This window comes from Acinetobacter lwoffii, from assembly GCF_049367455.1.
GTDB lineage: Bacteria > Pseudomonadota > Gammaproteobacteria > Pseudomonadales > Moraxellaceae > Acinetobacter > Acinetobacter lwoffii_W.
Genome location: NZ_JBMPXW010000001.1, coordinates 2,548,388 through 2,571,479, shown reverse-complemented (window position 1 = coordinate 2,571,479; position 23,092 = coordinate 2,548,388). Strand labels below are relative to the sequence as shown.

At 43.2% G+C, this 23,092-nt stretch carries 22 protein-coding genes; 9 read left to right on the top strand and 13 right to left on the bottom strand.

The annotated features are described in order from the left end of the window. Positions 1–72: 72 nt before the first annotated feature. Positions 73–1,776 carry a M61 family metallopeptidase gene (locus ACO1B7_RS12340; protein WP_129716525.1) on the bottom strand — a complete coding sequence of 568 codons (1,704 nt, stop codon included), beginning with the start codon at positions 1,774–1,776 and terminating at the stop codon, positions 73–75. Between the two features lie 175 nt (positions 1,777–1,951). On the opposite strand from ACO1B7_RS12340, the gene ACO1B7_RS12335 reads away from it, so the two are divergent. The 3 genes from ACO1B7_RS12335 to slyD all read left to right on the top strand — a co-directional run bounded on the left by ACO1B7_RS12335 (position 1,952) and on the right by slyD (position 5,421). Further along, on the top strand, positions 1,952–3,265 hold the full coding sequence (locus ACO1B7_RS12335; protein WP_129716523.1) for a D-alanyl-D-alanine carboxypeptidase PBP6B: 1,314 nt from the start codon (positions 1,952–1,954) through the stop codon (positions 3,263–3,265). A gap of 250 nt (positions 3,266–3,515) precedes the next feature. Beyond that, positions 3,516–4,802, top strand: coding sequence for an NAD(P)/FAD-dependent oxidoreductase (locus ACO1B7_RS12330; protein ID WP_129716521.1), 1,287 nt, complete (start codon positions 3,516–3,518; stop codon positions 4,800–4,802). Positions 4,803–4,938: 136 nt separating this feature from the next. After that, complete coding sequence (gene slyD, locus ACO1B7_RS12325; protein WP_004278960.1) at positions 4,939–5,421, top strand: peptidylprolyl isomerase; 483 nt, start codon at positions 4,939–4,941, stop codon at positions 5,419–5,421. Between the two features lie 166 nt (positions 5,422–5,587). Here the strand turns inward: slyD and ACO1B7_RS12320 are convergent, their stop codons facing one another. The 5 genes from ACO1B7_RS12320 to ACO1B7_RS12300 all read right to left on the bottom strand — a co-directional run bounded on the left by ACO1B7_RS12320 (position 5,588) and on the right by ACO1B7_RS12300 (position 10,161). Continuing rightward, a complete protein-coding gene (locus tag ACO1B7_RS12320; protein ID WP_005106510.1) occupies positions 5,588–6,361 on the bottom strand; it encodes a M48 family metallopeptidase in 774 nt (257 codons plus the stop codon). 112 nt (positions 6,362–6,473) lie between these two features. Beyond that, positions 6,474–6,782: a hypothetical protein gene (locus ACO1B7_RS12315; RefSeq protein ID WP_005106509.1), complete on the bottom strand. Its 309-nt coding sequence runs from the start codon at positions 6,780–6,782 to the stop codon at positions 6,474–6,476. A 160-nt stretch (positions 6,783–6,942) separates the two neighbouring features. After that, the gene (locus tag ACO1B7_RS12310) at positions 6,943–8,262 is read right to left on the bottom strand and encodes an adenylosuccinate synthase (RefSeq protein ID WP_004278963.1); all 1,320 of its coding nucleotides are present in this window, start codon (positions 8,260–8,262) and stop codon (positions 6,943–6,945) included. Between the two features lie 70 nt (positions 8,263–8,332). After that, positions 8,333–9,499 carry an ATP phosphoribosyltransferase regulatory subunit gene (locus ACO1B7_RS12305; RefSeq protein WP_004645551.1) on the bottom strand — a complete coding sequence of 389 codons (1,167 nt, stop codon included), beginning with the start codon at positions 9,497–9,499 and terminating at the stop codon, positions 8,333–8,335. A 206-nt stretch (positions 9,500–9,705) separates the two neighbouring features. Then, positions 9,706–10,161: an Lrp/AsnC family transcriptional regulator gene (locus ACO1B7_RS12300; RefSeq protein ID WP_004645552.1), complete on the bottom strand. Its 456-nt coding sequence runs from the start codon at positions 10,159–10,161 to the stop codon at positions 9,706–9,708. Positions 10,162–10,308: 147 nt separating this feature from the next. Here ACO1B7_RS12300 and ACO1B7_RS12295 point away from each other — a divergent pair, with 147 nt between their 5' ends. Then, complete coding sequence (locus tag ACO1B7_RS12295; protein WP_129716519.1) at positions 10,309–11,058, top strand: AzlC family ABC transporter permease; 750 nt, start codon at positions 10,309–10,311, stop codon at positions 11,056–11,058. Then, positions 11,055–11,354 (top strand): AzlD family protein, encoded by a 300-nt coding sequence (locus tag ACO1B7_RS12290; RefSeq protein WP_129716517.1) that lies wholly within the window; start codon positions 11,055–11,057, stop codon positions 11,352–11,354. The genes ACO1B7_RS12295 and ACO1B7_RS12290 overlap by 4 nt, the downstream gene beginning before the upstream one ends. Before the next feature lie 44 nt (positions 11,355–11,398). Here the strand turns inward: ACO1B7_RS12290 and ACO1B7_RS12285 are convergent, their stop codons facing one another. After that, complete coding sequence (locus ACO1B7_RS12285) at positions 11,399–11,695, bottom strand: hypothetical protein (protein WP_005106505.1); 297 nt, start codon at positions 11,693–11,695, stop codon at positions 11,399–11,401. 192 nt (positions 11,696–11,887) lie between these two features. After that, on the bottom strand, positions 11,888–12,910 hold the full coding sequence (locus tag ACO1B7_RS12280) for a type I glyceraldehyde-3-phosphate dehydrogenase (protein WP_129716515.1): 1,023 nt from the start codon (positions 12,908–12,910) through the stop codon (positions 11,888–11,890). 388 nt (positions 12,911–13,298) lie between these two features. Here ACO1B7_RS12280 and alaS point away from each other — a divergent pair, with 388 nt between their 5' ends. The 3 genes from alaS (at position 13,299) to csrA (ending at position 17,842) form a co-directional block, all read left to right on the top strand. Then, a complete protein-coding gene (gene alaS, locus ACO1B7_RS12275) occupies positions 13,299–15,992 on the top strand; it encodes an alanine--tRNA ligase (RefSeq protein ID WP_171260798.1) in 2,694 nt (897 codons plus the stop codon). A gap of 64 nt (positions 15,993–16,056) precedes the next feature. Beyond that, positions 16,057–17,337, top strand: a complete 1,281-nt coding sequence (locus ACO1B7_RS12270) for an aspartate kinase (protein ID WP_004278971.1) — start codon at positions 16,057–16,059, stop codon at positions 17,335–17,337. Between the two features lie 250 nt (positions 17,338–17,587). Then, positions 17,588–17,842, top strand: coding sequence for a carbon storage regulator CsrA (gene csrA / locus ACO1B7_RS12265; protein WP_004278972.1), 255 nt, complete (start codon positions 17,588–17,590; stop codon positions 17,840–17,842). A 95-nt stretch (positions 17,843–17,937) separates the two neighbouring features. Here csrA and rnhB read toward each other — a convergent pair whose 3' ends face one another. Together rnhB and ACO1B7_RS12255 are read right to left on the bottom strand one after the other, a co-directional pair. Beyond that, complete coding sequence (gene rnhB / locus ACO1B7_RS12260) at positions 17,938–18,525, bottom strand: ribonuclease HII (protein WP_004278973.1); 588 nt, start codon at positions 18,523–18,525, stop codon at positions 17,938–17,940. Positions 18,526–18,584: 59 nt separating this feature from the next. Further along, positions 18,585–18,956 (bottom strand): hypothetical protein, encoded by a 372-nt coding sequence (locus tag ACO1B7_RS12255; RefSeq protein WP_129716513.1) that lies wholly within the window; start codon positions 18,954–18,956, stop codon positions 18,585–18,587. A gap of 217 nt (positions 18,957–19,173) precedes the next feature. On the opposite strand from ACO1B7_RS12255, the gene ACO1B7_RS12250 reads away from it, so the two are divergent. Then, the gene (locus ACO1B7_RS12250) at positions 19,174–19,737 is read left to right on the top strand and encodes a cytochrome b (RefSeq protein WP_026055720.1); all 564 of its coding nucleotides are present in this window, start codon (positions 19,174–19,176) and stop codon (positions 19,735–19,737) included. Positions 19,738–19,780: 43 nt separating this feature from the next. On the opposite strand, the gene ACO1B7_RS12245 is transcribed toward ACO1B7_RS12250, so the two are convergent. The 3 genes from ACO1B7_RS12245 to ACO1B7_RS12235 form a co-directional block, all read right to left on the bottom strand. Further along, positions 19,781–20,134: a hypothetical protein gene (locus ACO1B7_RS12245; protein WP_004645560.1), complete on the bottom strand. Its 354-nt coding sequence runs from the start codon at positions 20,132–20,134 to the stop codon at positions 19,781–19,783. A 45-nt stretch (positions 20,135–20,179) separates the two neighbouring features. Continuing rightward, the gene (locus ACO1B7_RS12240; RefSeq protein WP_044113005.1) at positions 20,180–21,181 is read right to left on the bottom strand and encodes an adenosine deaminase; all 1,002 of its coding nucleotides are present in this window, start codon (positions 21,179–21,181) and stop codon (positions 20,180–20,182) included. Between the two features lie 76 nt (positions 21,182–21,257). Then, positions 21,258–22,580, bottom strand: coding sequence for an NCS2 family permease (locus ACO1B7_RS12235; protein ID WP_004645563.1), 1,323 nt, complete (start codon positions 22,578–22,580; stop codon positions 21,258–21,260). Positions 22,581–23,092: the final 512 nt, after the last annotated feature.

Sequence of the window (23,092 nt, the reverse complement as noted above, 5' to 3'; positions counted from 1 at the left end):
TTTCTCAAAATTTAATGCAATAAAAAACCGGTGACGATGCACCGGTTTTTTAAATTAAGAATAATTATGGATTTAAGCTTTAAGCCATTTCTCAGCTTTAGCCTGGTCTTCCACTTTCAGTTCAACTTCGGTCAGCTCAGAACCCGCGGCTTGAACTTCAAACGTCATTAGCTCATCACGACGGAATGCATACACTGTAAAAGTACCTTGCTGTTTTGCATAGCTTTCAACAAGTTTGGTCGTTGCTTTTAAGCCATCAATTGCAATGATGACATCATTGGCAGAAAGACCAGCGAGCACAGCGGCACCATCACGACGCGCAGATTGAACCAGAACACCTTCCGGCTTATCTGCCAATTTTAAACCGAATGGCAAAGACTTATCATTTTTCAGACCATAAGCCACACCAAACTCAGGGAATAACTGATCGAGCGGCAATTCATCTGTGGTATTGATCAAGTGATTAATCTGTTCTGACCAATCATCTCCTGTCAGCTCTTTACACAATTCAAAGATTGTCCGTTCATGCACCTGAACACCCTTCTGGGCATTTTCATACAAACGGCGCATTAAAGCATCCAGACTTGAACCACGTAAACGCAGACCCAAATCCAGGCACAATGCAACTAGACAACCTTTGTTGTAATAGCTGGTACCAGCATTATTCGAGTTCTCATCCTGACGATAGAATTTCACCCAGGCATCAAAACTGGATTCAGAGACTGACTGAATCGCACGACCCGGATTTTGCAAGTAACGGTCAATCTGTGCTTTTAACAAAGCAATATACGATTCCTGATTAATCACGCCACTGCGCAGCAAAATCAAATCATCGTAATAGGAAGTGAAACCTTCAAAGATCCATAACAGAGAGGTATAGCCCTCTCTGTTTAAATCATAGTTAACGAAGTTTTCAGGACGAATAAACTTCACCAGCCATGAATGGAAATATTCATGGCTACATAAGCCCAAGAAACGTTGGTAATCCTTGGACGGTTCTTCAGGTTCATTGGCTTTCGGCAAGTCATCACGTGGTGAAATCAGGCTGGTCGAGTTCGGATGCTCCAGACCGCCATAGCTATTACCAGTTGCCATGGTCATAAAGGTATAGTCTGAAAACGGCGCCGAACCAAACATTGAAATTTCTGTGGCACAGATTTTTTCAATGTCCTGCTGCATACGCACGGCATTCATGGCATGTTTGCCAGATACCACAAATTCATGCGGAATCCCATTTGCTTCAAAACTGAAACGGGTTTGTTCTGCCAGCTCAAATGGTGCGTCAATCAGTTCAGCATAATTTTTCGCTTTAAGCGTGAAACGGCCTTTGACCAGACTTTTGGCCTGCATGCCTGTTGCCAATTGAAAATGCTTTAATTCATCTGGCAGGAAGATTTCCAGTTCAATTTCTTTATTTTCCTGACCTTCCAGTCCCAGACATGCACAAGCCGGGTTCATGTAGAGACGATTTTGATCCACATATGCACCACGAACGGACAGATCATAGGCATAGACATCATATTCCACTGTAATCAGTTCATGATCAGTATTGAATAAACGCCATTTGTTCTTTTCAAATTTCTGTATTTGTAACTGGCGCCCATCTTCATCATAGGCTTTGACCGCTTCAATGTGCTTGGAAAACTCTCGAATCAGATAGCTTCCCGGAATCCAGGTCGGTAATGACAGGACTTGTGTCGGGTCCGCAAGAAAACGAACAGTCACGTGAATAAGATGCTGACGATAATCGTCAAATTCAATTTGATAATGCAACATAATGAACGATATAAAATTAAAATAAATGAGATATAGCTTAGCTTAGCATTTTTTAAGCCAGTATGGTTTAGCTGTCTTATTTGTCTACATTTACGACTAGCTATCTGTATAAAAAAGGCATAGCATGCGTGAAAATTAAATCGTTCAACACCCGCCGGGTTATCAAGGAACACCATTGAAATACATCATCTCACTGATTGCGGTTTTCAGTTTATTTATTTCTGCATTTTCACATGCTGCCCTACTCAATATTGTGCCTGAAAGCGTTGAAGCTGAAGCCTGGACCATTCTGGATTCACAGTCTGGTCAAGTCATTGCAGAGCATAATGCCGATGTGCAACGCGCTCCGGCTTCGCTGACCAAAATGATGGTGGCTTATATTGCCTTAAAGGAAATTGAGGCCGGAAAATTAAATAAAAATGAAGTTTTAACCGCGACCTCTGTGGTTAAAACCGTGATGTGGGATGAGTCACAGATGTACCTGAAAGAAGGTGATCTGATTTCAGTCGATCAGCTTCTGGCGGGCTTAATTATCATGTCTGCCAATGATGCCGCGGTGACGCTGGCTGAGAAAATTTCGGGTGGTATTCCGCAGTTTGTTGAACGTATGAATCAGGAAGCCAAAGCGCTGGGCATGCAGCATACCAATTTCCAGAATCCGGCCGGCATTACCATGCCTGAGCATTATTCGACTGCCGCCGATTTGGCCAGACTGTCTATGGCGGTGGTGAATGAAACTCCGGATTATCTGTATTATTCCAAGCAGCCAAGCTTTACCTACAATCAGCATTTTCATCGTGCGACCAACCGTGTGCTTCAGGTCGATCCAACCGTAGATGGTTTAAAAACCGGTTTTACCCGTGCGGCAGGCTACAATCTGGCGCTGACAGCCAATCGCGTCACAACAGATTTTGAAATGCCAAATCGTCGTCTGATTGTGGTGGTGCTGGGTACTAAAAGTGCAGCAAAACGCGCTGAAGTATCACATAAGCTGATGAATCTGGCTTATACCTATACTCGCAATGAAGTAGCGATCAAAGATCAACAGCTACTGGCTGAGTTGCCTGTAATTAAATCCACCTTAAAAATGTTTAAGGTGCAAACCAAGCAACCGCAGATTATTACCACTTCTTTATATGATCAGGGCTACAGTATTGACCTGAATCAGTTTGACCAGGCAAATCAGCGTGTCATGCTGAATACTGGTGATGGCGTTTTAAAAAGTATCGAGCCATTACAGGAAACTCAGACTCATATCAATGTTGAAGTGAAAGCATCTGAACTCATTGCACCTTTGGCGACCATGATGCCTTTGGCGACCATTCAGGTTTATCAGAATAATCAGTTGATTCGCACCATTCAAATTGAAGATCATGTCGAAATTGAAGAAGCCAATCTGTTTCAGAAGTTCTTTAGCTGGCTACAAGGCTTATTCGGTTTATTTTCAGACAATACACCAAGCGTAAAGCTTTATCCTCTGGATAGATAATAGCGCTACATCTCAAGTCACTTTTCTTTAAGCTAGAAGATCTCCTCTCTGATCTTCTAGCAGATTCCCTTTATCAATCTCGCTCTCCCCTTGCTTCCTCAAAGCAGCGACACTTACTTGCTCTCACAGAATTGCTACGTTTTGTAATTTGTATAACAATTTTAATCAAGACGCGTTTTAGCGCATGCCATAGTATATTTTCTCTCTATTTCTCTTATTTTTATTAAAAAAATAAACAGGTTAATCATATATGACAGCACATAAAATCGTGATTGTGGGTGGTGGTGCCGGTGGTCTGGAACTGGCGACTCAGCTGGGTGAGAGCTTGGGTAAAAGCGGTAAAGCGCAGATTGTTCTGGTCGATCAAAAACTGACGCACATCTGGAAACCGCTGCTGCATGAAGTGGCCGCAGGCACCTTAAATCCACATGAAGAAGAAACCAATTATTTTGCCCATTCTGCCGCGCATCATTATGAATTTGTTTTAGGGACATTCACCAGTCTGGATCGCGAAGCGAAACAGATCATTGTCGAAACAGAATATTTCTCTAAAAAGAGTGAGCCCAAGAAAAATCAGCGCATTGGCTATGACACACTGGTACTGGCTTTAGGTTCAACCTCAAATGACTTTAATACCGAAGGGGTCAAACAGTTCTGTCATTTTCTCGACAGCCGGCAGCAGGCAGATATCTTTCAGCAGGATCTGCTGCACCTGTATTTAAATGCTCAACATGAGACTTCAAGCCGTGAGCTGAATATTGCTATTATTGGTGCCGGTGCGACTGGGGTAGAACTGGCAGCGGAGCTGGTAGAAGCCAAACAGAATTTCTTTCAATATGGCTTAAACAAGGTCGATCCCAACAAAGTCAAAATCACCTTGATTGAAGCCGCGGATCGTATTCTGACTGCACTCTCGCCTAAAGTTGCTGCAAATACCATGAAACAGTTAGAACAGTTCGGTATTGAAGTCTTGACCAGTCATCGAGTGGCCAAGGTCGATAAAGACAAGATTTATTTTGCCGATGGTTCCAGTCTGGATGCTGAAATCAAAGTCTGGGCCGCAGGGATCAAAGCGCCGGAAGTCTTGGCACAACTCGACGACATGGAAAAAGACCATATTCATCGGCTCAAAGTTTATGCCACGCTGCAAACCAAATCTGATCCAAGTATTTTTGCATTTGGTGATTGTGCGCATTGCCAGCCTGCGGCAGATCAACCCGTCTTGGGCCCACGAGCTCAAGTGGCCAGCCAGCAAGCCAGCTTTCTGGCCAATGCTTTAAAAGCCCATGTCAATGGAGATAGCTATTTGCCGATGTTTAAGTTTTCTGACAAAGGCTCCCTGATTTCCTTAAGTCAGAATAAAGCTGTGGGGGAATTGCTGGGTCAGGTCAATGTGCAAGGCTTTGTCGCCAAAACCATGTATGTCTCTTTATACCGGATTCATCAGGCGGCCATTCATGGTTATGCCCATGCCGGTATTCTGACTGCAAAAGATTTAGTTACACGAAAAATCTCTCCAAAGCTGAAATTGCATTGAAATTCCAGAATTTGGCCCAATCAATGAAAAAATCGTCAACAAAATTGTCAAATTGCGTTTTTTTGCTAATTTTAGTCTACAAAAATGCAATTTCACTTTATGATGTACCCTTAAAAAATTGAATGGATCAATTAACATGACTGCTATTGCAAATAACCTCGTGGTTTCTTTCCACTACACATTGACTAACGCAGAGGGTGAAACTCTCGACCAATCTCAAGGTGAACCACTTGCCTATTTGCACGGTGCAGGTAACATCATCCCAGGTTTAGAAAATGCGTTAGAAGGCAAAACTGTAGGTGAAAAATTCACTGTAAACGTTCCTGCTGCTGAAGGTTATGGCGAATACAACCCTGACCTAGTTCAAGAAGTTCCTGCGCAAATGTTCCAAGGCGTAGACAACATTCAGGCAGGCATGCAGTTCCAAGCTCAAACTGATGACGGCGTGCAAATCGTAACTGTTAAAGCAGTTGAAGGCGACAATGTTGTTGTTGATGCTAACTTCCCACTTGCTGGTCAAGACCTGACTTTCGAAGTTGAAATCGTATCTGTTCGTGAAGCTTCTCAAGAAGAATTAGATCACGGCCACGTACACGGTGTAGGCGGTCACCAGCACTAAGATCTTCTGATCTTGAGTGAAAAAAGGCAAAGTCAGACTTTGCCTTTTTTATTGCCTGAAAATAGCCCGCAGAATATTAACCATCCAATTAGCTATAAAAAAAGCAGAGCGATTGCCCTGCCTTTCCAATCCGATCAAGATCTCCTTTTACAGGATGATCAGTGGATTATTTTTTTTGGTTATAAATCTGCATCGCTGCTGGCAATTGTTGACGCATTTGCCCAATACGCTGACTATTCGATGGATGCGTAGACAGGAAGGTTGCACCACTGCCGCCACCAAGTTTGTTCATTTTTTCCCACAGGGTAATGGCTGCATTCGGGTTATAACCTGCGCGCGCCATCAACATTAAACCGCCTTGGTCAGCACGGCTTTCCAGATTACGCGAGTATGGCAAGCCAATACCGATCTGACTACCTAATTGTGCTGCTGCAGCGCCACCTTGACCTACACCTGCTGCATTTAAGCCAATACCCAAAGCCAGATCAGTCAGGGCTTGAGCACCGATTTTCTGCTTAGAATGCTCTTCTAAGGCATGCACCATTTCATGACCCATAATCGCTGCAATTTCAGCATCGGTCAGATTCAGTTTATTCACGATACCGGTATAGAATACAACCTTACCACCTGGTGCAACAAAGGCGTTGACCTGATCAGATTTGAGCACAGCCAATTGCCACTGGAATGCTGTACCGGTTTGATTCATCTGGTTAGCAACTGGCTTCAAACGGTTAAATACATTATTAATCCGTTTATAGGTGGCTGAACTGGTATCCAGTTGGCCTTTATTGCGCGCATCATTGACCATGGCATTATAGCTTTGGCTCGCAGATGCATTTAAGGTCGCAGTATCTGCCCCTGCCATATCGGCAATGGTGGTACAACCTGATAATGTGACGACTGTAGCAGCCGCCATACTCAATAAAAGTTTATTCTTCATTATAATTTACTCCGCCTTGGCTCAAGGGCAATTTACATTGTAAAAATTATAAGTGAAAGCGCACAGCAGCTAAACGCTTAATTCATTCATCTTCTTATAAATTATGTAATTTTTAACCCAAATACTGTATCGCCAACCAATAAATCAGACAAATAATATTGAGACCCAAATAAATCTGACTCAGTGGTTTTATTTTCTGTTCAAGTATTTCATCTTTACGTTTGAAATATAAAAAAGCATTTTGCAATAAAATAATAGGCACTAAAACACAGGCAATAATGACACTCAGACCAATCAGTGCCGCATAAATCACCTCGGGATTTTGGGTTTGCGCACGAATAATCATCATGGCAATTGTTGGCGCCCCGCCCATCGCGAATAACAATGAATAAAACATGGTCGCCGATATATTTTTTTGCATCCTGCTGCTCATTTTTCTTTCTTTATATACCGCTATGTTAAAGCACATCACGTGGTATTACCGATGCAACTTTAGTCTTGAAATACCTGCATAAATTCAGGATATAAAAAAACCCATCCGGAAATGGGTTTTTATCATTCAAGCTTTAATCAAATGAAGATTAAGCATCAAACGGGTGGCGAAGAACAATCGTTTCTTCACGGTCTGGACCTGTTGAAATGATGTCGATTGGACATTCAATCAATTGCTCAAGACGTTTTACATAGTTCAATGCAGCTTCTGGCAATTGATCCAGTGATTTCGCACCGAAAGTTGACTCAGACCAGCCTGGCATAGTTTCGTAAATCGGTTTTAAAGTTTCGAATGCAAGCGCATCAGAAGAACCGACACAACCAGAATCTGCAGCTTCATAACCCACACAGATTTTCACTTCTTCTAAACCGTCAAGAACGTCAAGTTTAGTCAGGCAAATACCAGAAAGTGAGTTTACGTCAACTGAACGGCGTAGGATTTCAGCATCGAACCAGCCACAACGACGTTGACGGCCAGTAGAGGCACCAAATTCATTACCAATCGTACCGAGGTGTTTACCAATCGCATCACCCGTGTCATTTGCAGCGTCATACACCAACTCAGTTGGGAATGGACCTGCACCTACACGCGTTGTATACGCTTTGGTAATACCCAGTACATAGTCAAGATGCAAAGGACCCAGACCTGAACCAGAGCTTACGCCACCAGCAGTGGTATTCGAAGAAGTCACATACGGATATGTACCGTGGTCAACGTCAAGAAGTGAACCTTGCGCGCCTTCGAACATGATGTTGTCACCGTTTTTACGGTAGTTATGCAATTCAGTGGTCACATCCACAACCAGTGGCGCAACAACTTTACGCCATTCGTCGCAAAGTGCCAGCACATCTTCCAATTTAACTGCTTCAACACCGTAGTATTCAGTCAGCTGGAAGTTATGGTAGTCCAGAAGTTCAGTTAACTGAGCAGTAAGATGTTCACCACCACGTACTAGGTCAGCAACACGTACTGCGCGACGTGCTACTTTGTCTTCGTATGCAGGACCGATACCACGACCTGTCGTACCAATCTTCGCATTACCACGTTTTTTCTCACGCGCCTGATCAAGTGCGATGTGGTTCGGAAGAATCAATGGACAGTTTGGAGAAATGCGTAAACGTTCTTTAACAGGAACGCCTTCTTTTTCAAGAATGTCCATCTCTTTGATGAGCGCTTCAGGAGAAAGAACAACACCGTTACCAATTAAGCACAATACGTTTTCACGTAAAATACCTGATGGAATGAGGTGTAAGACAGTTTTCTTACCACCAACCACAAGAGTGTGACCTGCGTTATGTCCGCCTTGATAACGAACTACCGCTGCCGCTTGATCTGTGAGCAGGTCGACGATTTTACCTTTACCTTCGTCGCCCCATTGGGTACCAAGTACCACAACATTCTTGCCCATAATAGCCTCATTACATCATGCTGTTAAAGTTGAAAGCCCCGCTCAGCGACATGAACACTGAGCCAAGCAGTTAAATCGTTTTGACTGTCCACTCACCATTCGCATTCACCAGCAGGTGCGTTGCATATGGAATCGAGTTTAAATCATCATTACCCAGTAACTGAATTACACTTAAGCCTTGTGCGCGAATGTTCTGAATCGCATTCAGAAGTTCTGCATCAGTGCCTTTAGGTGCAACCACGACCTGTACCGCATCAAACTGACCTGCGCTTAAAGCATATAAGTCACAAGAGAAACCGGTTGCCGGACGCGCGCGGCCAAAATGTTCACCAATGCCATCATAACGGCCACCTTGTGCCAGTGCAGCTGCACGGTTCGGTGCATAGACTGCATACATCAAGCCAGTATGATAATGGTATGAACGTAATTCAACCACATCAATACCAATACTCAAGTTTGGCCAACGGGTTTGAACTTCGTCTTTGGTGGTTTGCAAGACATTAAAAGCCTGCGTAAATGCTGGATTTGCCAACACTTCAGCACTTAAATGCGCTTGTAATGCATCCAGGTCGCTGGCATAGCGTCCAAGTGCATAGAAATCCTGACCAAATTTCAGGTCTGCCGTGAATTCTTCTAATTCTGGCAAAGCCTTACGCTGGTATAAATCAGATAATTGCTGTTCAGCGACTTTGTTTAAGCCGGCTTGAGCCACCAGACTGCGGAATAAACCCACATGACCTAAGTCCAGATGAATACCATCTGCCAGACCTGTTTCCTGAATCAGACTGATCATCAAGTCGACCATTTCTACATCGGCATCGATGCTGTCTGAACCAAATAGCTCCGCACCTAACTGTAGTGGCGCACGCGAAGTGTTAAAACCGCGAGGCTTGGTATGCAGAACGGTTCCTGCATAGCAGTAACGTGCTACACCTTCCACTGGATGTACATGCGCATCAATACGAGCCACTTGTGGTGTCATATCGGCACGCACACCAAGCAAACGACCAGAAAGCTGATCGATTACTTTAAAAGTGGCTAAGTCTAAATCTTGATTCGATTCTGAGAGAGAAGATAGAGATTCGATGTATTCAATGAATGGCGTGTACACCAGCTGATAACCTCGAGATGCAAGGAAATCCAGTGATTTACGGCGCAGACTTTCAATAACTTGCGCTTGTTCTGGTAATACATCAGCTACACCATCAGGTAATAACCATGTCTCTGAAATGGGCATGTTGTAAACCTAAATTCTTGTCAGCGCGGAACGAATCCGCATAAAAAAATCGGGAGCACACCCGATTTCTCCTAGTCTAGCACGATAGTTTTGGCTATGCATCGCAAATTTTATAATTTTCGCTACCTGATGAAATCAACAACAATTGTGTCAACTATCAGCGTTTTAATGCACATTTAAAACAAATAGCATGACAGAATCCGGCATTAAACCAAAGGCAATGCAGTCGTGCTTTTAACCGTTTGCAATGGAATTTCAGTTTTTACACTTTGAATGCAGGGAATTTGGGTTAAATGATGAATCTGAAATTTACGATAGGCATCCAGATCAGCCACCACAATTCTTAAAAAGAAATCACAATCGCCTGCCATTAACTGGCACTCGACGACTTCTGGCATTTCCTTGATCGCTTCGACAAATTGATCGACCACAGCAGCTTCTTGAGACTTGAGCCAGACGCGTGCAAACACGCTCATCGCCAAATTGACCTTTTGTGGATTCAGCAGTGCGACATATTGCTCAATCACGCCATCATCTTCCAGCTGTTTTACCCGTCTTAAACAGGGTGACGGTGACAAGCCAATTAATTGAGCCAGTTCATTATTTTGCAGTTTTCCATTCTTTTGCAGCTCATGCAAAATGCGTTTATCTATTTGATCCATGTCTATGCCTTGGCATTTAAAACCCCTTAAATTTAATTTAGCGCAATTTAATTTCAAATAAAACTTAAATCTCTTTCACTATAACAGCAAATAGCCTGAATATCGCCATAAAATATGGTCTAGTTTTGCAGTACCTAGGTCATTTCCATGCTTTTGTTTAGACAAAGCACCGCAGCGGTAGTTATCCCTACCGATTTCAGCGAATTTCAACGTGGCATGAAAGATTCTATTCCTATGCTTTTAGGGATTATCCCCTTTGCGCTGGTGCTGGGTGCGACGGCGGTACAGAAGAATTTCAGCTTGCTCGAAGTGCCTTTACTGACAGGCCTGAACTTTGCCGGTGGTTCTGAATTTGCCATTCTGGAGGTCTGGAGCAGTCCACCAAATTTACTCATGCTGATGTTCATTACCTTTCTGGTGAATAGCCGGCATCTGTTGATGGGCGCCAGTTTGGTTCCGTATTTAAAGCATCTCCCGAATCGTAAAGTTTTTCCGGCGCTGTTTTTTATGGTCGATGAAAGCTGGGCACTCGGTCTGGCTGATGCACAAAGGAAACAGGCGCAACTGGGTTATCGTGCTGCGTTTAGCATGCCTTATTATGCCGGCCTGTGTTTTTGCCTGTACTTGATGTGGGTCGGATTTACCACACTCGGGGCCATGCTTGGACCTGTATTAGGCGACATCAACCGTTTTGGTTTTGATATGGCCTTTCCTGCTGTATTTCTGGTGTTACTAAGAAGTATGTGGAAAGGTTTTGAGGCTGCCCGGCCATGGCTGGTCAGTTTAGTCTGTGCGGCTTTGGCTTATTTATATTTACCTGCGGGCTGGTATGTGCCGATTGGCGCCTTGTCTGGAATCGCTTCGGCATTTTTCCTGATTCAAGAGGATCAAACATGATCCAGATGAATACCTTGGTGGCTATTATTCTGATTGCTGCGACCACCTATTTAACCCGGATCTTGGGCTACGTCTTATTAAAAAATAAAACGCTGACACAGCGTCAGCGAAAAATTCTGGAAGTAGTCCCTGGCTGCGTGCTGATTTCAGTAATTGCACCCTATTTTGTTCGAGACCATCCTGCAGACCTGATCGCCTTGGCTTTAACGCTATTTGCCGCTACGCGTTTTGGATTATTACCAACCGTCGCCATCAGTATGGTTTCTGCCGCAGTTTTAAGAATTTTAATCGTCTAATACTCAAACAAAATCCCTTTAAATAATTTCTAAAGGGGTTTGGATTATTTCTGTGGATCGACCACTTTGGTCAGCAAACTGACCAGTTCGGCATTTTGCAATTCAACCTGCTGAAGTTTGGCTGTGGTCTGATCCAGCACTTCCTGCTGCAAATGCATTTTTTTGGCTAGATCCTGCATAATTTCCAGGGTCTTTTTCAAATTTTCTTCCAGATGCACGATTTTTTCTTCGACTGGCACGCCTTCCACGCTACGTGGTTCATCATTCTGATTAAACTGCAGCCAGATCAGAAAAATCACCGCCAAAGTCAGCAGTATAATAAATCCCCAAACCACCATCATGTGCTTGCTCTTATTTCATTTTATTGTCTTTATCTTAACGAAAAATGCTTCAGATAACGTAAATAATTCAGCCTCAATTCCTGATTTTCGATCAATTACCGGCAAATTCTCTTAAAACATGGCTTGCAGAATATTTACAGGCAAGAAAAAAGCACCGTGTCTTGGTGCTTTTGAGGTTTAGATAACCCGAACTTAATGAAATGATTCACATAAATCCAGTAGACGGTTGGCATAGCCCCACTCGTTATCGTACCAGGCAAAAACCTTAGCTTGATGCCCGACCACCAGAGTCTGGGTCAAATCAACAATCAGTGAATACGGGGAATGATTAAAATCACTCGATACCAAGGGCTCGTCCGTTACCGACATAATTTCGGCAAAATCCTGCCTGGCAGCCTTAATCAGAACTTCATTTAACTTGTGATCGGTAATCGGCGACTGGGAGACAAAGGTCAAATCAATCGCGGCCACATTAATGGTTGGCACCCGAATCGAATAACCATCAATACGATCTTCCATTTTTGGCATGACACGCTTTAAGGCACCGAGTGCACTCGAAGTCGTAGGAATGATGTTATGGCCTGAAGCACGGGCACGACGCAAATCACGATGTGCATGATCCAGTACCGATTGATCCGCCGTGACAGCATGTATTTCGGTCATCAAGGCACTACTGATCCCAAAAGCATCATCGACAATTTTGACCAGTGGCACCAAAGCCTGCGTAGTACAAGAAACACTGGAAATGATCTGGTCCGATGCTTTGACCTCATGATGATTGACACCATAGACAATCGCGGCATCGACCGTATCAAAAGGTGCCGCGCCAATAATCACACGTTTCGCCCCTGCTCCAATATGCTGGGTCGCGGCTTCACGGGAACGGAAGAGCCCGGTGCATTCAAGCACTACATCTACCACCAGGTTTTGCCAAGGCAACTTAGCCGGCTGCGACTCACACAAAACCTGAACTTTTAAAGCGGCATCCTGATAGCTGATATGCATATAGATATGTTCAGCATCATAGCTGAGATCCACCTGCCCCGGAAAACGGCCATGGGTCGAATCATATTTAAACAGATGAATTAGGGTTTCAACATCAGCAATATCGTTAATGGCAACGATTTCAAAATTAAAATCTTTCGGATTTTCAAACCATGCGCGCAGTACATTCCGTCCAATACGCCCAAATCCATTGATTGCCACTCGTTGCATGACTCGACCTTATATATACCTATTTTAAAATTCTTCTATGTTAAAGGATTTCTTGCGCCGTATATTAAAAAATTCAGTAAAAATACTGATTTTCGATTATTTTATTTCTGATCCATCTGTCTGTATTCGGATCACTTAAAATTCCGTTTATTTTTTAAAGTGATGGATATCCACGAATTCTGCTTCGGGAAAATTCAATTTAATTATTCAGCAAAAAACCTGAGTAAATAAATCCTTAGCAATTGGTTTTAAAATGATTGGTGCATACTGCTTTTTCCGTTATAATTTGGCGTTTTAAATTTTTAAGCCCCGCATTGCAGCAGAGCTCTTGTATGCTTGTCAGACTGTGGTGTTTTAGCCAAATCGGAAATTATGGAGTGACTTGGTTGTGAGTACTCGTTTTATGACATCAGCTGAAATTCGTGAAGCATTTTTGCGTTACTTTGAATCGCAAGGGCATACACGTGTCGCGTCGAGTTCTCTAGTACCTGCCAATGACCCAACTTTGCTGTTCACCAATGCTGGTATGAACCAGTTTAAAGATTGCTTCTTAGGTCTAGAAAAACGCGATTATGTACGTGCAGTGTCATCACAAAAATGCGTACGCGCAGGTGGTAAGCACAACGACTTGGACAATGTGGGTTATACAGCACGTCACCACACTTTCTTTGAAATGTTGGGTAACTTCTCATTTGGTGATTACTTCAAACGTGATGCGATCAAATTTGCCTGGGACTTTTTGACTAACGAAGAATGGCTTGGTCTTCCTAAAGATAAACTCTATGCAACCGTTTACCATACAGACGACGAAGCATTCGACATCTGGAACAAAGAAATCGGTCTAGACGCTTCTCGCATTATTCGTATTGGTGACAACAAAGGCGGTCAATACGCATCTGATAACTTCTGGGCAATGGGTGACACAGGTCCTTGTGGTCCATGTTCTGAAATCTTCTTTGACCATGGCGATCACATCTGGGGTGGCCTACCGGGTTCTCCTGAAGAAGATGGCGACCGTTTCATTGAAATCTGGAACAACGTTTTCATGCAGTTCAACCGTACTGCGGATGGCGTACTGCACCCTCTTCCAGCACCTTCTGTAGATACAGGTATGGGCTTGGAGCGTATTTCTGCTGTTTTACAGCACGTCAACTCAAACTACGAAATTGACTTATTCCAGCATTTACTTAAAGCTGCGGCTGAAATTATTGGTCTGGATACTACAGCGCTTGAAGCTGAAGCTGCTGAGAAAGGCACACCAGTTCAGTATCCTGCTTCATTGAAAGTCGTTGCTGACCATGCACGTTCATGTTCATTCCTGATTGCTGATGGCGTAAACCCATCGAATGAAGGTCGTGGTTATGTACTGCGTCGTATTATCCGTCGTGCAGTACGTCATGGTAACAAATTAGGCGCAACAGGTTCGTTCTTCCACAAAATGTTGAAGCCACTGATCGAAGTGATGGGCGATGCATACCCTGAACTTGCTGCTCAACAAGCACGTATCGAAGCACAACTTCTTAAAGAAGAAGAACAATTTGCCAAAACACTTGAGCAAGGTTTGAAATTGCTTGAAGGCGAATTGGCACAGTTAAAAGGTTCTGTGATTCCGGGCGAAGTGGTATTTAAACTTTACGACACTTACGGTTTCCCGACTGACTTAACTGCGGATATCGCACGTGAACGTGACTTAACTATTGATGAAGCTGGTTTCGAAACTGAAATGGCTGCACAGCGTCAACGCGCACGTGATGCAGGTAAATTCGCGATCGACTACAACAGCGTAGTTAAAGTTGAAGGCGAAACTCAATTTGAGGGTTATGACGCAACTGCAGGTGAAGGTCAAATCATCGCAATCTACAAAGATGGCGAGCAAGTTGACGAAGTGGTTGAAGGCGACGAAGCACTGATCGTACTTAACCAAACACCTTTCTACGCAGAAAGCGGTGGTCAAATCGGTGATACAGGAATCTTTAAAAACGATACTGGTATTTTCGAAGTGCAAGATACCAAAAAATCTGGTGGTGCATTTGTACACCAAGGGATCGTGACGATGGGTAACTTAAAAGTTACTCAAAATGTAGAAGCAAAGGTTAAAGCAGACATTCGTGCAGCAACAGCACGTAACCACTCTGCGACTCACCTGCTACATGCTGCGTTACGTCAAATTCTAGGTTCACATGTACAGCAAAAAGGTTCATTGGTTGCATCTGATGTGTTACGTTTTGACTTTGCCAACGACCAGCCTGTAAGCTTTGAACAGCTGCAAGAAATTGAACGCTTGGTCAATGCTGAAGTGATTGCCAATACTGCGGTGTCTACTGAACTTCTGGATATCGAGTCTGCGAAGGCTAAAGGCGCGATGATGCTGTTTGGTGAGAAATATGGTGACGAAGTACGTGTACTGTCTATGGGTTCAGTGATTGAAGAGAAAAACTTCTCAATCGAACTTTGCGGTGGTATTCACGTAAAACGTACCGGTGATATCGGTCTGTTCAAAATCACCTCTGAAGGTGGTGTGGCAGCCGGTGTACGTCGTATTGAAGCAGTAACAGGCACTAAAGCAGTTGAAGTTGCGCAAAAAGCCGATCGCGATATCAATACGATTAACGGTTTGCTCAAAGCGCAAAAAGACCAGACTTTAGAAAAAGTTGAAGCACTGGTTGATACTGCATCGAGCTTGCAGAAACAGATCGAACAACTCAATCAAAAACTTGCTAGCCTGCAAGCTGGTGAACTTCTAAGCCAAGTTCAAAGCATTGCAGGTCGTGCAACCTTGATTACAACTGTTGAAAACATGGATGCAAAAGCACTACGCAACCTGCACGACGGTGTGAAATCAAAATTAGAAAATGCAGTGATTGTTCTGGCAGGTGTAGAGGGTGACAAGGTGAGCTTAATCGCATCTGTAGCAAAAGACTTTACTGCTTCTATTAAAGCAGGTGACATCATCAAACATTTGGCAACTGAGCTAGGTGGTAAAGGTGGTGGTAAACCTGACTTGGCACAAGGTGGCGCGCCACTTAACGAGAAGTTTGCTCCAGTGATGGCAGATTTAACTGCCTGGCTTGCGGCAAAATAAAACTTCAATTTTGTGTAACTGACCCTGATAGGTACATCAGGGTCATGGCTTATATGGAACAACTATGGCATTAATCGTTCAAAAATATGGCGGTACCTCTATGGGTACTCCCGAGCGCATTTTAAATGTTGCTCGTCGTGTAAAGCGCTGGCATGACCACGGCCACAAGGTAGTGGTAGTGGTATCAGCAATGAGTGGCGAAACCAATCGTCTACTTGCTTTAGCGAAGGCCATTACCGAAACCCCTGACCCACGTGAACTAGACCAAATGGTATCTACGGGTGAACAGGTTACGATTTCTATGTTAGCAATGGCGCTGAACTCAATTGGAGTTGAAGCAAAATCACTAACAGGTCGCCAGGTTGGCATGAAAACCGACAGCTCATTCAATAAGGCACGTATCGAATCCATTGATACTGAAGTCCTGAACTCAAATCTGGATGCAGGCCGCGTACTTGTCGTTGCCGGTTTCCAGGGTTTTGATGAACATGGCAATACCACTACTTTAGGGCGTGGCGGTTCTGATACTTCAGGTGTTGCAATTGCTGCCGCACTCAAAGCAGATGAATGCCAAATTTATACCGACGTTGACGGTGTATATACCACCGATCCACGTGTTGCACCAAAAGCAAAAAAAGTTGATCGTATTTCATTTGAAGAAATGCTTGAGATGGCGTCACTCGGTTCTAAAGTCCTGCAAATTCGTTCAGTTGAATTTGCTGGTAAATACCAGGTGCCTTTACGCGTATTATCAAGTTTCGACAATGACAACGATGGCGCATTCGACGAAGAGTTTAAGCAAAACGTTGGTACACTTATTACGACTGAATTGGAAGACAATATGGAACAGCCAATTATCTCCGGTATCGCATTTAACCGTGACGAAGCAAAATTAACTATTTTAGGCGTGCCTGACGAACCGGGTATTGCTTCTAAAATTTTGTGCCCGATTGGTGATGCCAATGTTGAAGTGGATATGATTATCCAGAACGTTGAAGAAGATGGTACAACTGATTTCACTTTTACTGTGAACCGTGGCGAATTAAATAAAGCCAAAGCTATTCTTGAAGCAACTGCTCAAGAAATTGGTGCACGTGAAGTTGCGACCCGTTCAGATATCGTAAAAGTATCGATCGTAGGTGTCGGTATGCGTTCACATGCCGGTGTAGCGAGCAAAATGTTTACAGCATTGGCAGATGAAGGTATTAACATCCTGATGATCTCGACGTCTGAAATCAAGATTTCTGTGATCATTGAAGAAAATTATCTTGAACTTGCGGTTCGTTCATTGCATACCGCATTCGGTTTAGACCGTGAACAAGGCGAATCTAGCGCACGTGCTTAAGCGTTAAGATAGAATATTGTCATTGTTTGACAGTATTTTATAAAAGTCTACAAAAATGCAGAGCCACTATAGTTTTTTTTATAGTGGCTCTGTTATATTAAGCCTGAGGATTTTTAACCAGCTGAGATAGATTAAAATCTTTCACCCAGATGACAGAATTTCTATCCAGATCTTATTTTGTAATTTTTGGTTGTGCTTTTTGTTTTATATTCAATAGATTGCAGGTTTTGCATTTTGCAAGGAGAAAAACATGCTGATTCTGACTCGACGCGTCGGGGAAACTTTAATGATTGGTGATCAAGTCAGTGTGACTGTGCTTGGTGTAAAAGGTAACCAGGTTCGTATCGGGGTAAATGCTCCGAAAGAAGTCTCTGTGCACCGTGAAGAGATTTACCAGCGTATCCAGCATGAACGTGCAATGCATGAACATCTTCAACATATCGATCAAGATTACCAACCTTCTTATGAAGACGATAGCCAGACACAAAATAACTTTAACCGTTAATGTTTGTGTGAAGAATAAAGCGGCTTTTGAGCCGCTTTAAATTTGTCTAAATTTTATACAAAAATATTAAATACTTAGATAATTTAAAATAAAACTTAAAGTTCTGCACCCTGCTGTAATGCTGCAATCACCTTTTTTACCGGCCCAAAACTGCGACGATGCTCATCAATCACGCCATGTAAGGCAATCGCTTCAAAATGTGCCTTGGTCGGATAACCCTTGTGCTTGGCAAAGCCAAATTGCGGATGCTTCTGGTCCATCTCGATCATCTGATGATCACGGGTTACTTTCGCCAGAATACTGGCTGCTGAAATTTCAGCATGCAGTGCATCACCACCCACCACGGCATCACAGCTCATAGCAAGGCCCTGTGGAATCTTGTTGCCATCGACCAATACATGCTCAGGCTGAACTGGCAAAGCTTCTACAGCACGGCGCATGGCCAGCAAAGAAGCTTGCAAAATATTATGTTCATCAATCTCTGCCGCAGAAGCCTCAGCAATGGCCCATGCCAGCGCTTTTTCCTGAATCTCGATAAAAAGTTTTTCACGCTTCTTTTCAGTGAGTTTTTTAGAATCATTTAAACCCTCAATCGGGTTGTTCGGATCCAAAATAACTGCCGCAGCGACGACTGAACCGACTAATGGCCCACGCCCTGCTTCATCTACACCAGCAATCTTCATGTCTATTTTTCCATAAAAAATAGGCTGAACCAGTCAGCCTATTTCAATTTAATCTTGGCTTAGTTTACAGCTTCAGCCACACAAGCGTTAATGGTTTTTGCAACCACATTGCCGACAATCGTCGCACGTGTTGCCGGGTCAATTGCTGCAGTCGCCAAATCTACCGCTGTTACACTTTGTGGCGCTTTTTCACTGACACAGCCACAAATTTCAGTCTGGATATTCTGCTTTTGGGTCGTAGTCATTAGACGTGTAGCTGTTTGCCATGCTGGAATATTATTCAGCTCAGTCGTACATTTTGCATTGATCGCGATTTTAAGCGCAGCCCCACCCAGCTGTTGAGTCGTGGTTTGCGTTTCAGGGCTGCCTGTTGTTGCACAAGCAGATAAAACCAAAGTAAGCGGAGCAAGTGCAGCCAATAATTTTTTCACAGATCTGTTCCTTGTTTATTCATATATGAAGCGTGACGCTATTGTGCCGAAATTCACCTGAATAAGAAATCTATAAATCATCCTGAATGTTTAATCTGCACCCAGCCATTTCAATGGATGTTGCATGAAAGCCACCATAGCGTTGCAGATTTGGAATTGCTGGGCTGATTCGCCCTTTGCTAAGGTGCATCCATCTTTGAGGGCAATCGAAAATCACATGGAAAAAGTACAATATTACACGCGCACGGCACAATGGTTGCACTGGATCATGGCAGTTATCTTTATTGCGGCCTGGCTGATTGGTTTTTATAGTGGGAATTTTTTAAGTTATGAGGTCGATGGCAGCTTTAAAGGCGATGTCATCACCCTGCATAAAAATATCGCCACCACCATTATTTTCCTACTGGTTGTGCGAATTTTCTGGCGTTATACCCATCCTGCCCCTGAACTACCGGACACTATGTCACCCCGGATGAAAACTTTGGCACATGCAGGTCATCTGGCTTTGTATTTTATGCTGATTGCTCTACCTGTCACCGGCTGTTTATATAGCTGGAGTCTGGGCTATCCAGCACCAGTGCTATATTTATTTAACCTGCCGGCACTGATTGCAGAAAATCCGGCTGTAACCGCGATCGTAAAACCCCTGCATATCTGGCTTTCCTGGGCAGTTGGCTTACTTTTAGTTGGACATATTTTCGCAGCACTGAAACATCATTTTATCGATAAAGATCATGTACTCAACAGCATGACCCGACAATCCAAATCTTCTAAAAAATAATCTGCAAAACCACACTCAATCAGCTTTCATTGCAAAGCTGATTTTATTTTAAGAACTCGGTCATGCAGCCTTTCAGACTGTTTGCAATAGCCTGTTGCGTGAGTTTTGACTTTACTTCTTCATCCAGAGTCGCTTTCAGTAAAGTGCTTGCCGGAATATCCTTGAGTGCATGCTCACCTACACATGAACAGACATTCTGTTCAAGTTCAGCTTTATTTTTGTCCTGCATAAAATAGGTCGAGGCAGTCCAGAATTTAGATGCTTTCAATTCTTTTGCACATTGGTATTCAATCACGGGTTTTAAAGTACGCTGTGTCAAAGTCATATCCGCATTTGAGCAAGCAGATATCAACACGCTACTGATGAGCAGAATTATATTTTTCAATTTCATATCCATCTATAAAAACAAAGGCAGAGCGAACCCTGCCTTTTATTTAAAAACTTAAACCAAGGCACGGATCTGGTTGATCCATTGCTCTTTTTTAGCATCGGTAATAAAAGAGGCTTCAAATGAGTTGATGGCCAACTGCTTGAGCTCCTCATTGCTTAAGTCCAGCGCTTCGGCAATGGCAATAAAATTGTCATTCATATAACCACCAAAATAAGATGGATCATCTGAATTGACTGTAACGTGCACGCCTTGTTGCAAGAGGCGACGGATATTATGCTGCTGCATATCATCCACGACGCAGAGTTTCAGGTTTGACAATGGGCAAACTGTCAGTGGCATCTTTTCTGCGATCAGGCGCTGCATTAACTCCGGATCTTCTTCCGAACGAACCCCATGATCAATACGATTCACTTTCAGTAAATCTAAAGCTTCCCAGACATAAGCTGCCGGACCTTCCTCACCTGCATGTGCTACAACCAAGAAACCTGCTTCACGCGCTTTAGCAAAGACACGTTCAAACTTTGAAGGTGGATGCCCGACTTCACTTGAATCCAGACCGACCGCAATAATCTGGTCTTTATAAGGTAAGGCCTGTTCCAGTGTTGCAAATGCAGCATCTTCACTTAAATGACGCAAGAAACACATAATCAGATGTGAACTGATACCAAGTTTAGTTTTGGCATCATCACAGGCTTTTTGCAAGCCGTTGATCACGGTTGAAAAAGCAACACCACGATCGGTATGGGTTTGTGGATCAAAGAACATTTCAGTATGCACGACCCGGTCTTCAGCACATTTTTCAAAATACGCCCACGCCAGATCATAAAAATCCTGTTCATGAATTAATACAGCAGCGCCGGCATAATAAATATCCAGGAACGACTGAAGATTATGAAAGTTATAGGCCTGTTTAACTTCTTCAACAGATTTATACGGGATGGCAATTTTATTACGCTGAGCGATCGCAAACATTAGCTCAGGCTCAAAAGTGCCCTCAATATGAACATGAAGCTCGGCCTTTGGCAAAGCTCGAATCAACTCAAGACGGTTCATCGCTTCTCCTCATGAAACCTAAAATAATAAAAAAAGGGTGCAAACTGAGTTTACACCCTTTCCAAATCTAGAAAAATTAGCCGCCAAATAGTGCGAATTTAAGCGTCCATAGTACTGCAATAATCCAGACCATATACGGTACAGTTGATGCCTTACCGGTTAACAATTTGATCAGTGCATAGCTGATGAAGCCCATCGCAATACCATCAGCAATTGAATAGGTAAATGGCATAAATACGATGGTTAAAAATGCAGGAACTGCTTCTGTAATGTCTTCCCAGTCAATATGCACTATACCTTGAATCATTAAGACACCAACAAATAACAGCGCTGGCGCTGTTGCAAAGCTTGGCACAGACTGTGCCAATGGAGCCAGGAACAAACAGGCAACAAACAGGATACCGACTACAACAGCAGTTAGACCTGTACGGCCACCGGCTGCTACGCCTGCAGAAGATTCAATGTATGGCGTAGTTGAAGATGTACCCAGCGCTGCACCTGCAACAATTGCAGAAGAGTCCGCAAAAAGTGCTTTTTTCAAACGCGGCAGTTTGCCATCTTTCAACAAGCCTGCACGGTGTGAAACACCTACAAGCGTACCGGTTGAGTCGAATAAATCGACCAGGAAGAAGACAAAAATCACGCCAATTAAACTGGCAGTGAACAGACCTTCAAAGCTCATTTGCATAAATGTGGGTGCAATCGATGGCACTGCGCCAACCACACCTTTAAATTCACTCAGACCCAATGCTGCTGAAATACCGGTTAACACCAAAATACTGATGATGATCGCACCACGCACTTTAAAGTGATGCATCACAACAACCAGAAGGAAACCAAATAATGCAAGCAAAACCGATGGTTGTTTTAAATCGCCCAAACCTACCAACGTAGCAGGATTATCCACAATCAGGCCGGCATTTTTCAAAGCAATCAGCGCAAGGAATAAGCCAATACCACCACCGATGGCCAGTTTCAGCGACATTGGAATCGCATTTACAATGGCTTCACGGATTTTGAACATGCTGATCGCAATAAACACAAGACCGGAGATAAACACAGCCCCGAGTGCTGTTTGCCAAGGCACACCCATTCCCAAACAGACGGAATAGGTAAAGAAGGCATTTAAGCCCATGCCTGGTGCAAGTGCAATTGGATAATTTGCAATCAAGCCCATGACTAAACAGCCAATCGCGGCTGCAAGACAGGTTGCTACAAAGACAGCCCCATGATCCATCCCCGTTTCGGACAAAATCATCGGATTGACAATAATGATGTAACACATCGTTAAGAATGTTGTCACACCAGCAAGAACTTCTGTACGGAAACTGGTTTTGTTTTCACTCAGTTTAAACAGACGTTCAAGCATACTTTCTGAAGATGGATTAGGAGTCGTCATGACCTAGCCCCTATTGAGTAAACTTTATGCTTTAAGCAAGCCGTCAAATAAATGAAACTTTATAAAAAAATTCATCAATTTTAAGGATGTGTTAGCAACGAATATGCCAGCATAGCCATTTGACGGGTTAAAATGTTGGAACAGCTTACAGCCCCAGGGCTATGCTATAAAAACCCAAAAAAAATCTAAACAAAAAAGCTGCATAACCTTTATGCAGCTTTATTTTCTCGATTTAAATCAAATGCTTAACAAGATGAATTCTGCTTCATCCTGATCGTTGGCAAATTATAACACATTGATTTCTTATTGCTTATTTGATTTTACACTTTATTAGAAATTAATATATTCCAGGTGAATATTTAAAAAATTTTATTATATTTATTATGGTTTTAATTTTATTAATCCAGCCCAATTGGCGGGAGGAAGATATATAACCTGCTTAATGTCGATGCCGATTGGATTCCAGCAATTTGCTTGAATCACGTCCATCGTTCAAGACATGACGGATCTTT

Bases quoted from the DNA above. Each gene is read 5' to 3' on its own strand.
- ACO1B7_RS12330 (WP_129716521.1), top strand. From the start codon at position 3,516: ATGACAGCACATAAAATCGTGATTGTGGGTGGTGGTGCCGGTGGTCTG.
- ACO1B7_RS12250 (WP_026055720.1), top strand. From the start codon at position 19,174: ATGGAAAAAGTACAATATTACACGCGCACGGCACAATGGTTGCACTGG.
- ACO1B7_RS12315 (WP_005106509.1), bottom strand. From the start codon at position 6,782: ATGCAAAAAAATATATCGGCGACCATGTTTTATTCATTGTTATTCGCG.
- ACO1B7_RS12235 (WP_004645563.1), bottom strand. From the start codon at position 22,580: ATGACGACTCCTAATCCATCTTCAGAAAGTATGCTTGAACGTCTGTTT.
- ACO1B7_RS12280 (WP_129716515.1), bottom strand. From the start codon at position 12,910: ATGCAACGAGTGGCAATCAATGGATTTGGGCGTATTGGACGGAATGTA.
- ACO1B7_RS12245 (WP_004645560.1), bottom strand. From the start codon at position 20,134: ATGGATATGAAATTGAAAAATATAATTCTGCTCATCAGTAGCGTGTTG.
- ACO1B7_RS12270 (WP_004278971.1), top strand. From the start codon at position 16,057: ATGGCATTAATCGTTCAAAAATATGGCGGTACCTCTATGGGTACTCCC.
- ACO1B7_RS12340 (WP_129716525.1), bottom strand. From the start codon at position 1,776: ATGTTGCATTATCAAATTGAATTTGACGATTATCGTCAGCATCTTATT.
- ACO1B7_RS12285 (WP_005106505.1), bottom strand. From the start codon at position 11,695: ATGATGGTGGTTTGGGGATTTATTATACTGCTGACTTTGGCGGTGATT.
- ACO1B7_RS12290 (WP_129716517.1), top strand. From the start codon at position 11,055: ATGATCCAGATGAATACCTTGGTGGCTATTATTCTGATTGCTGCGACC.
- ACO1B7_RS12300 (WP_004645552.1), bottom strand. From the start codon at position 10,161: ATGGATCAAATAGATAAACGCATTTTGCATGAGCTGCAAAAGAATGGA.
- csrA (WP_004278972.1), top strand. From the start codon at position 17,588: ATGCTGATTCTGACTCGACGCGTCGGGGAAACTTTAATGATTGGTGAT.
- ACO1B7_RS12320 (WP_005106510.1), bottom strand. From the start codon at position 6,361: ATGAAGAATAAACTTTTATTGAGTATGGCGGCTGCTACAGTCGTCACA.
- ACO1B7_RS12305 (WP_004645551.1), bottom strand. From the start codon at position 9,499: ATGCCCATTTCAGAGACATGGTTATTACCTGATGGTGTAGCTGATGTA.
- ACO1B7_RS12295 (WP_129716519.1), top strand. From the start codon at position 10,309: ATGCTTTTGTTTAGACAAAGCACCGCAGCGGTAGTTATCCCTACCGAT.
- ACO1B7_RS12240 (WP_044113005.1), bottom strand. From the start codon at position 21,181: ATGAACCGTCTTGAGTTGATTCGAGCTTTGCCAAAGGCCGAGCTTCAT.
- rnhB (WP_004278973.1), bottom strand. From the start codon at position 18,525: ATGAAGATTGCTGGTGTAGATGAAGCAGGGCGTGGGCCATTAGTCGGT.
- ACO1B7_RS12310 (WP_004278963.1), bottom strand. From the start codon at position 8,262: ATGGGCAAGAATGTTGTGGTACTTGGTACCCAATGGGGCGACGAAGGT.
- slyD (WP_004278960.1), top strand. From the start codon at position 4,939: ATGACTGCTATTGCAAATAACCTCGTGGTTTCTTTCCACTACACATTG.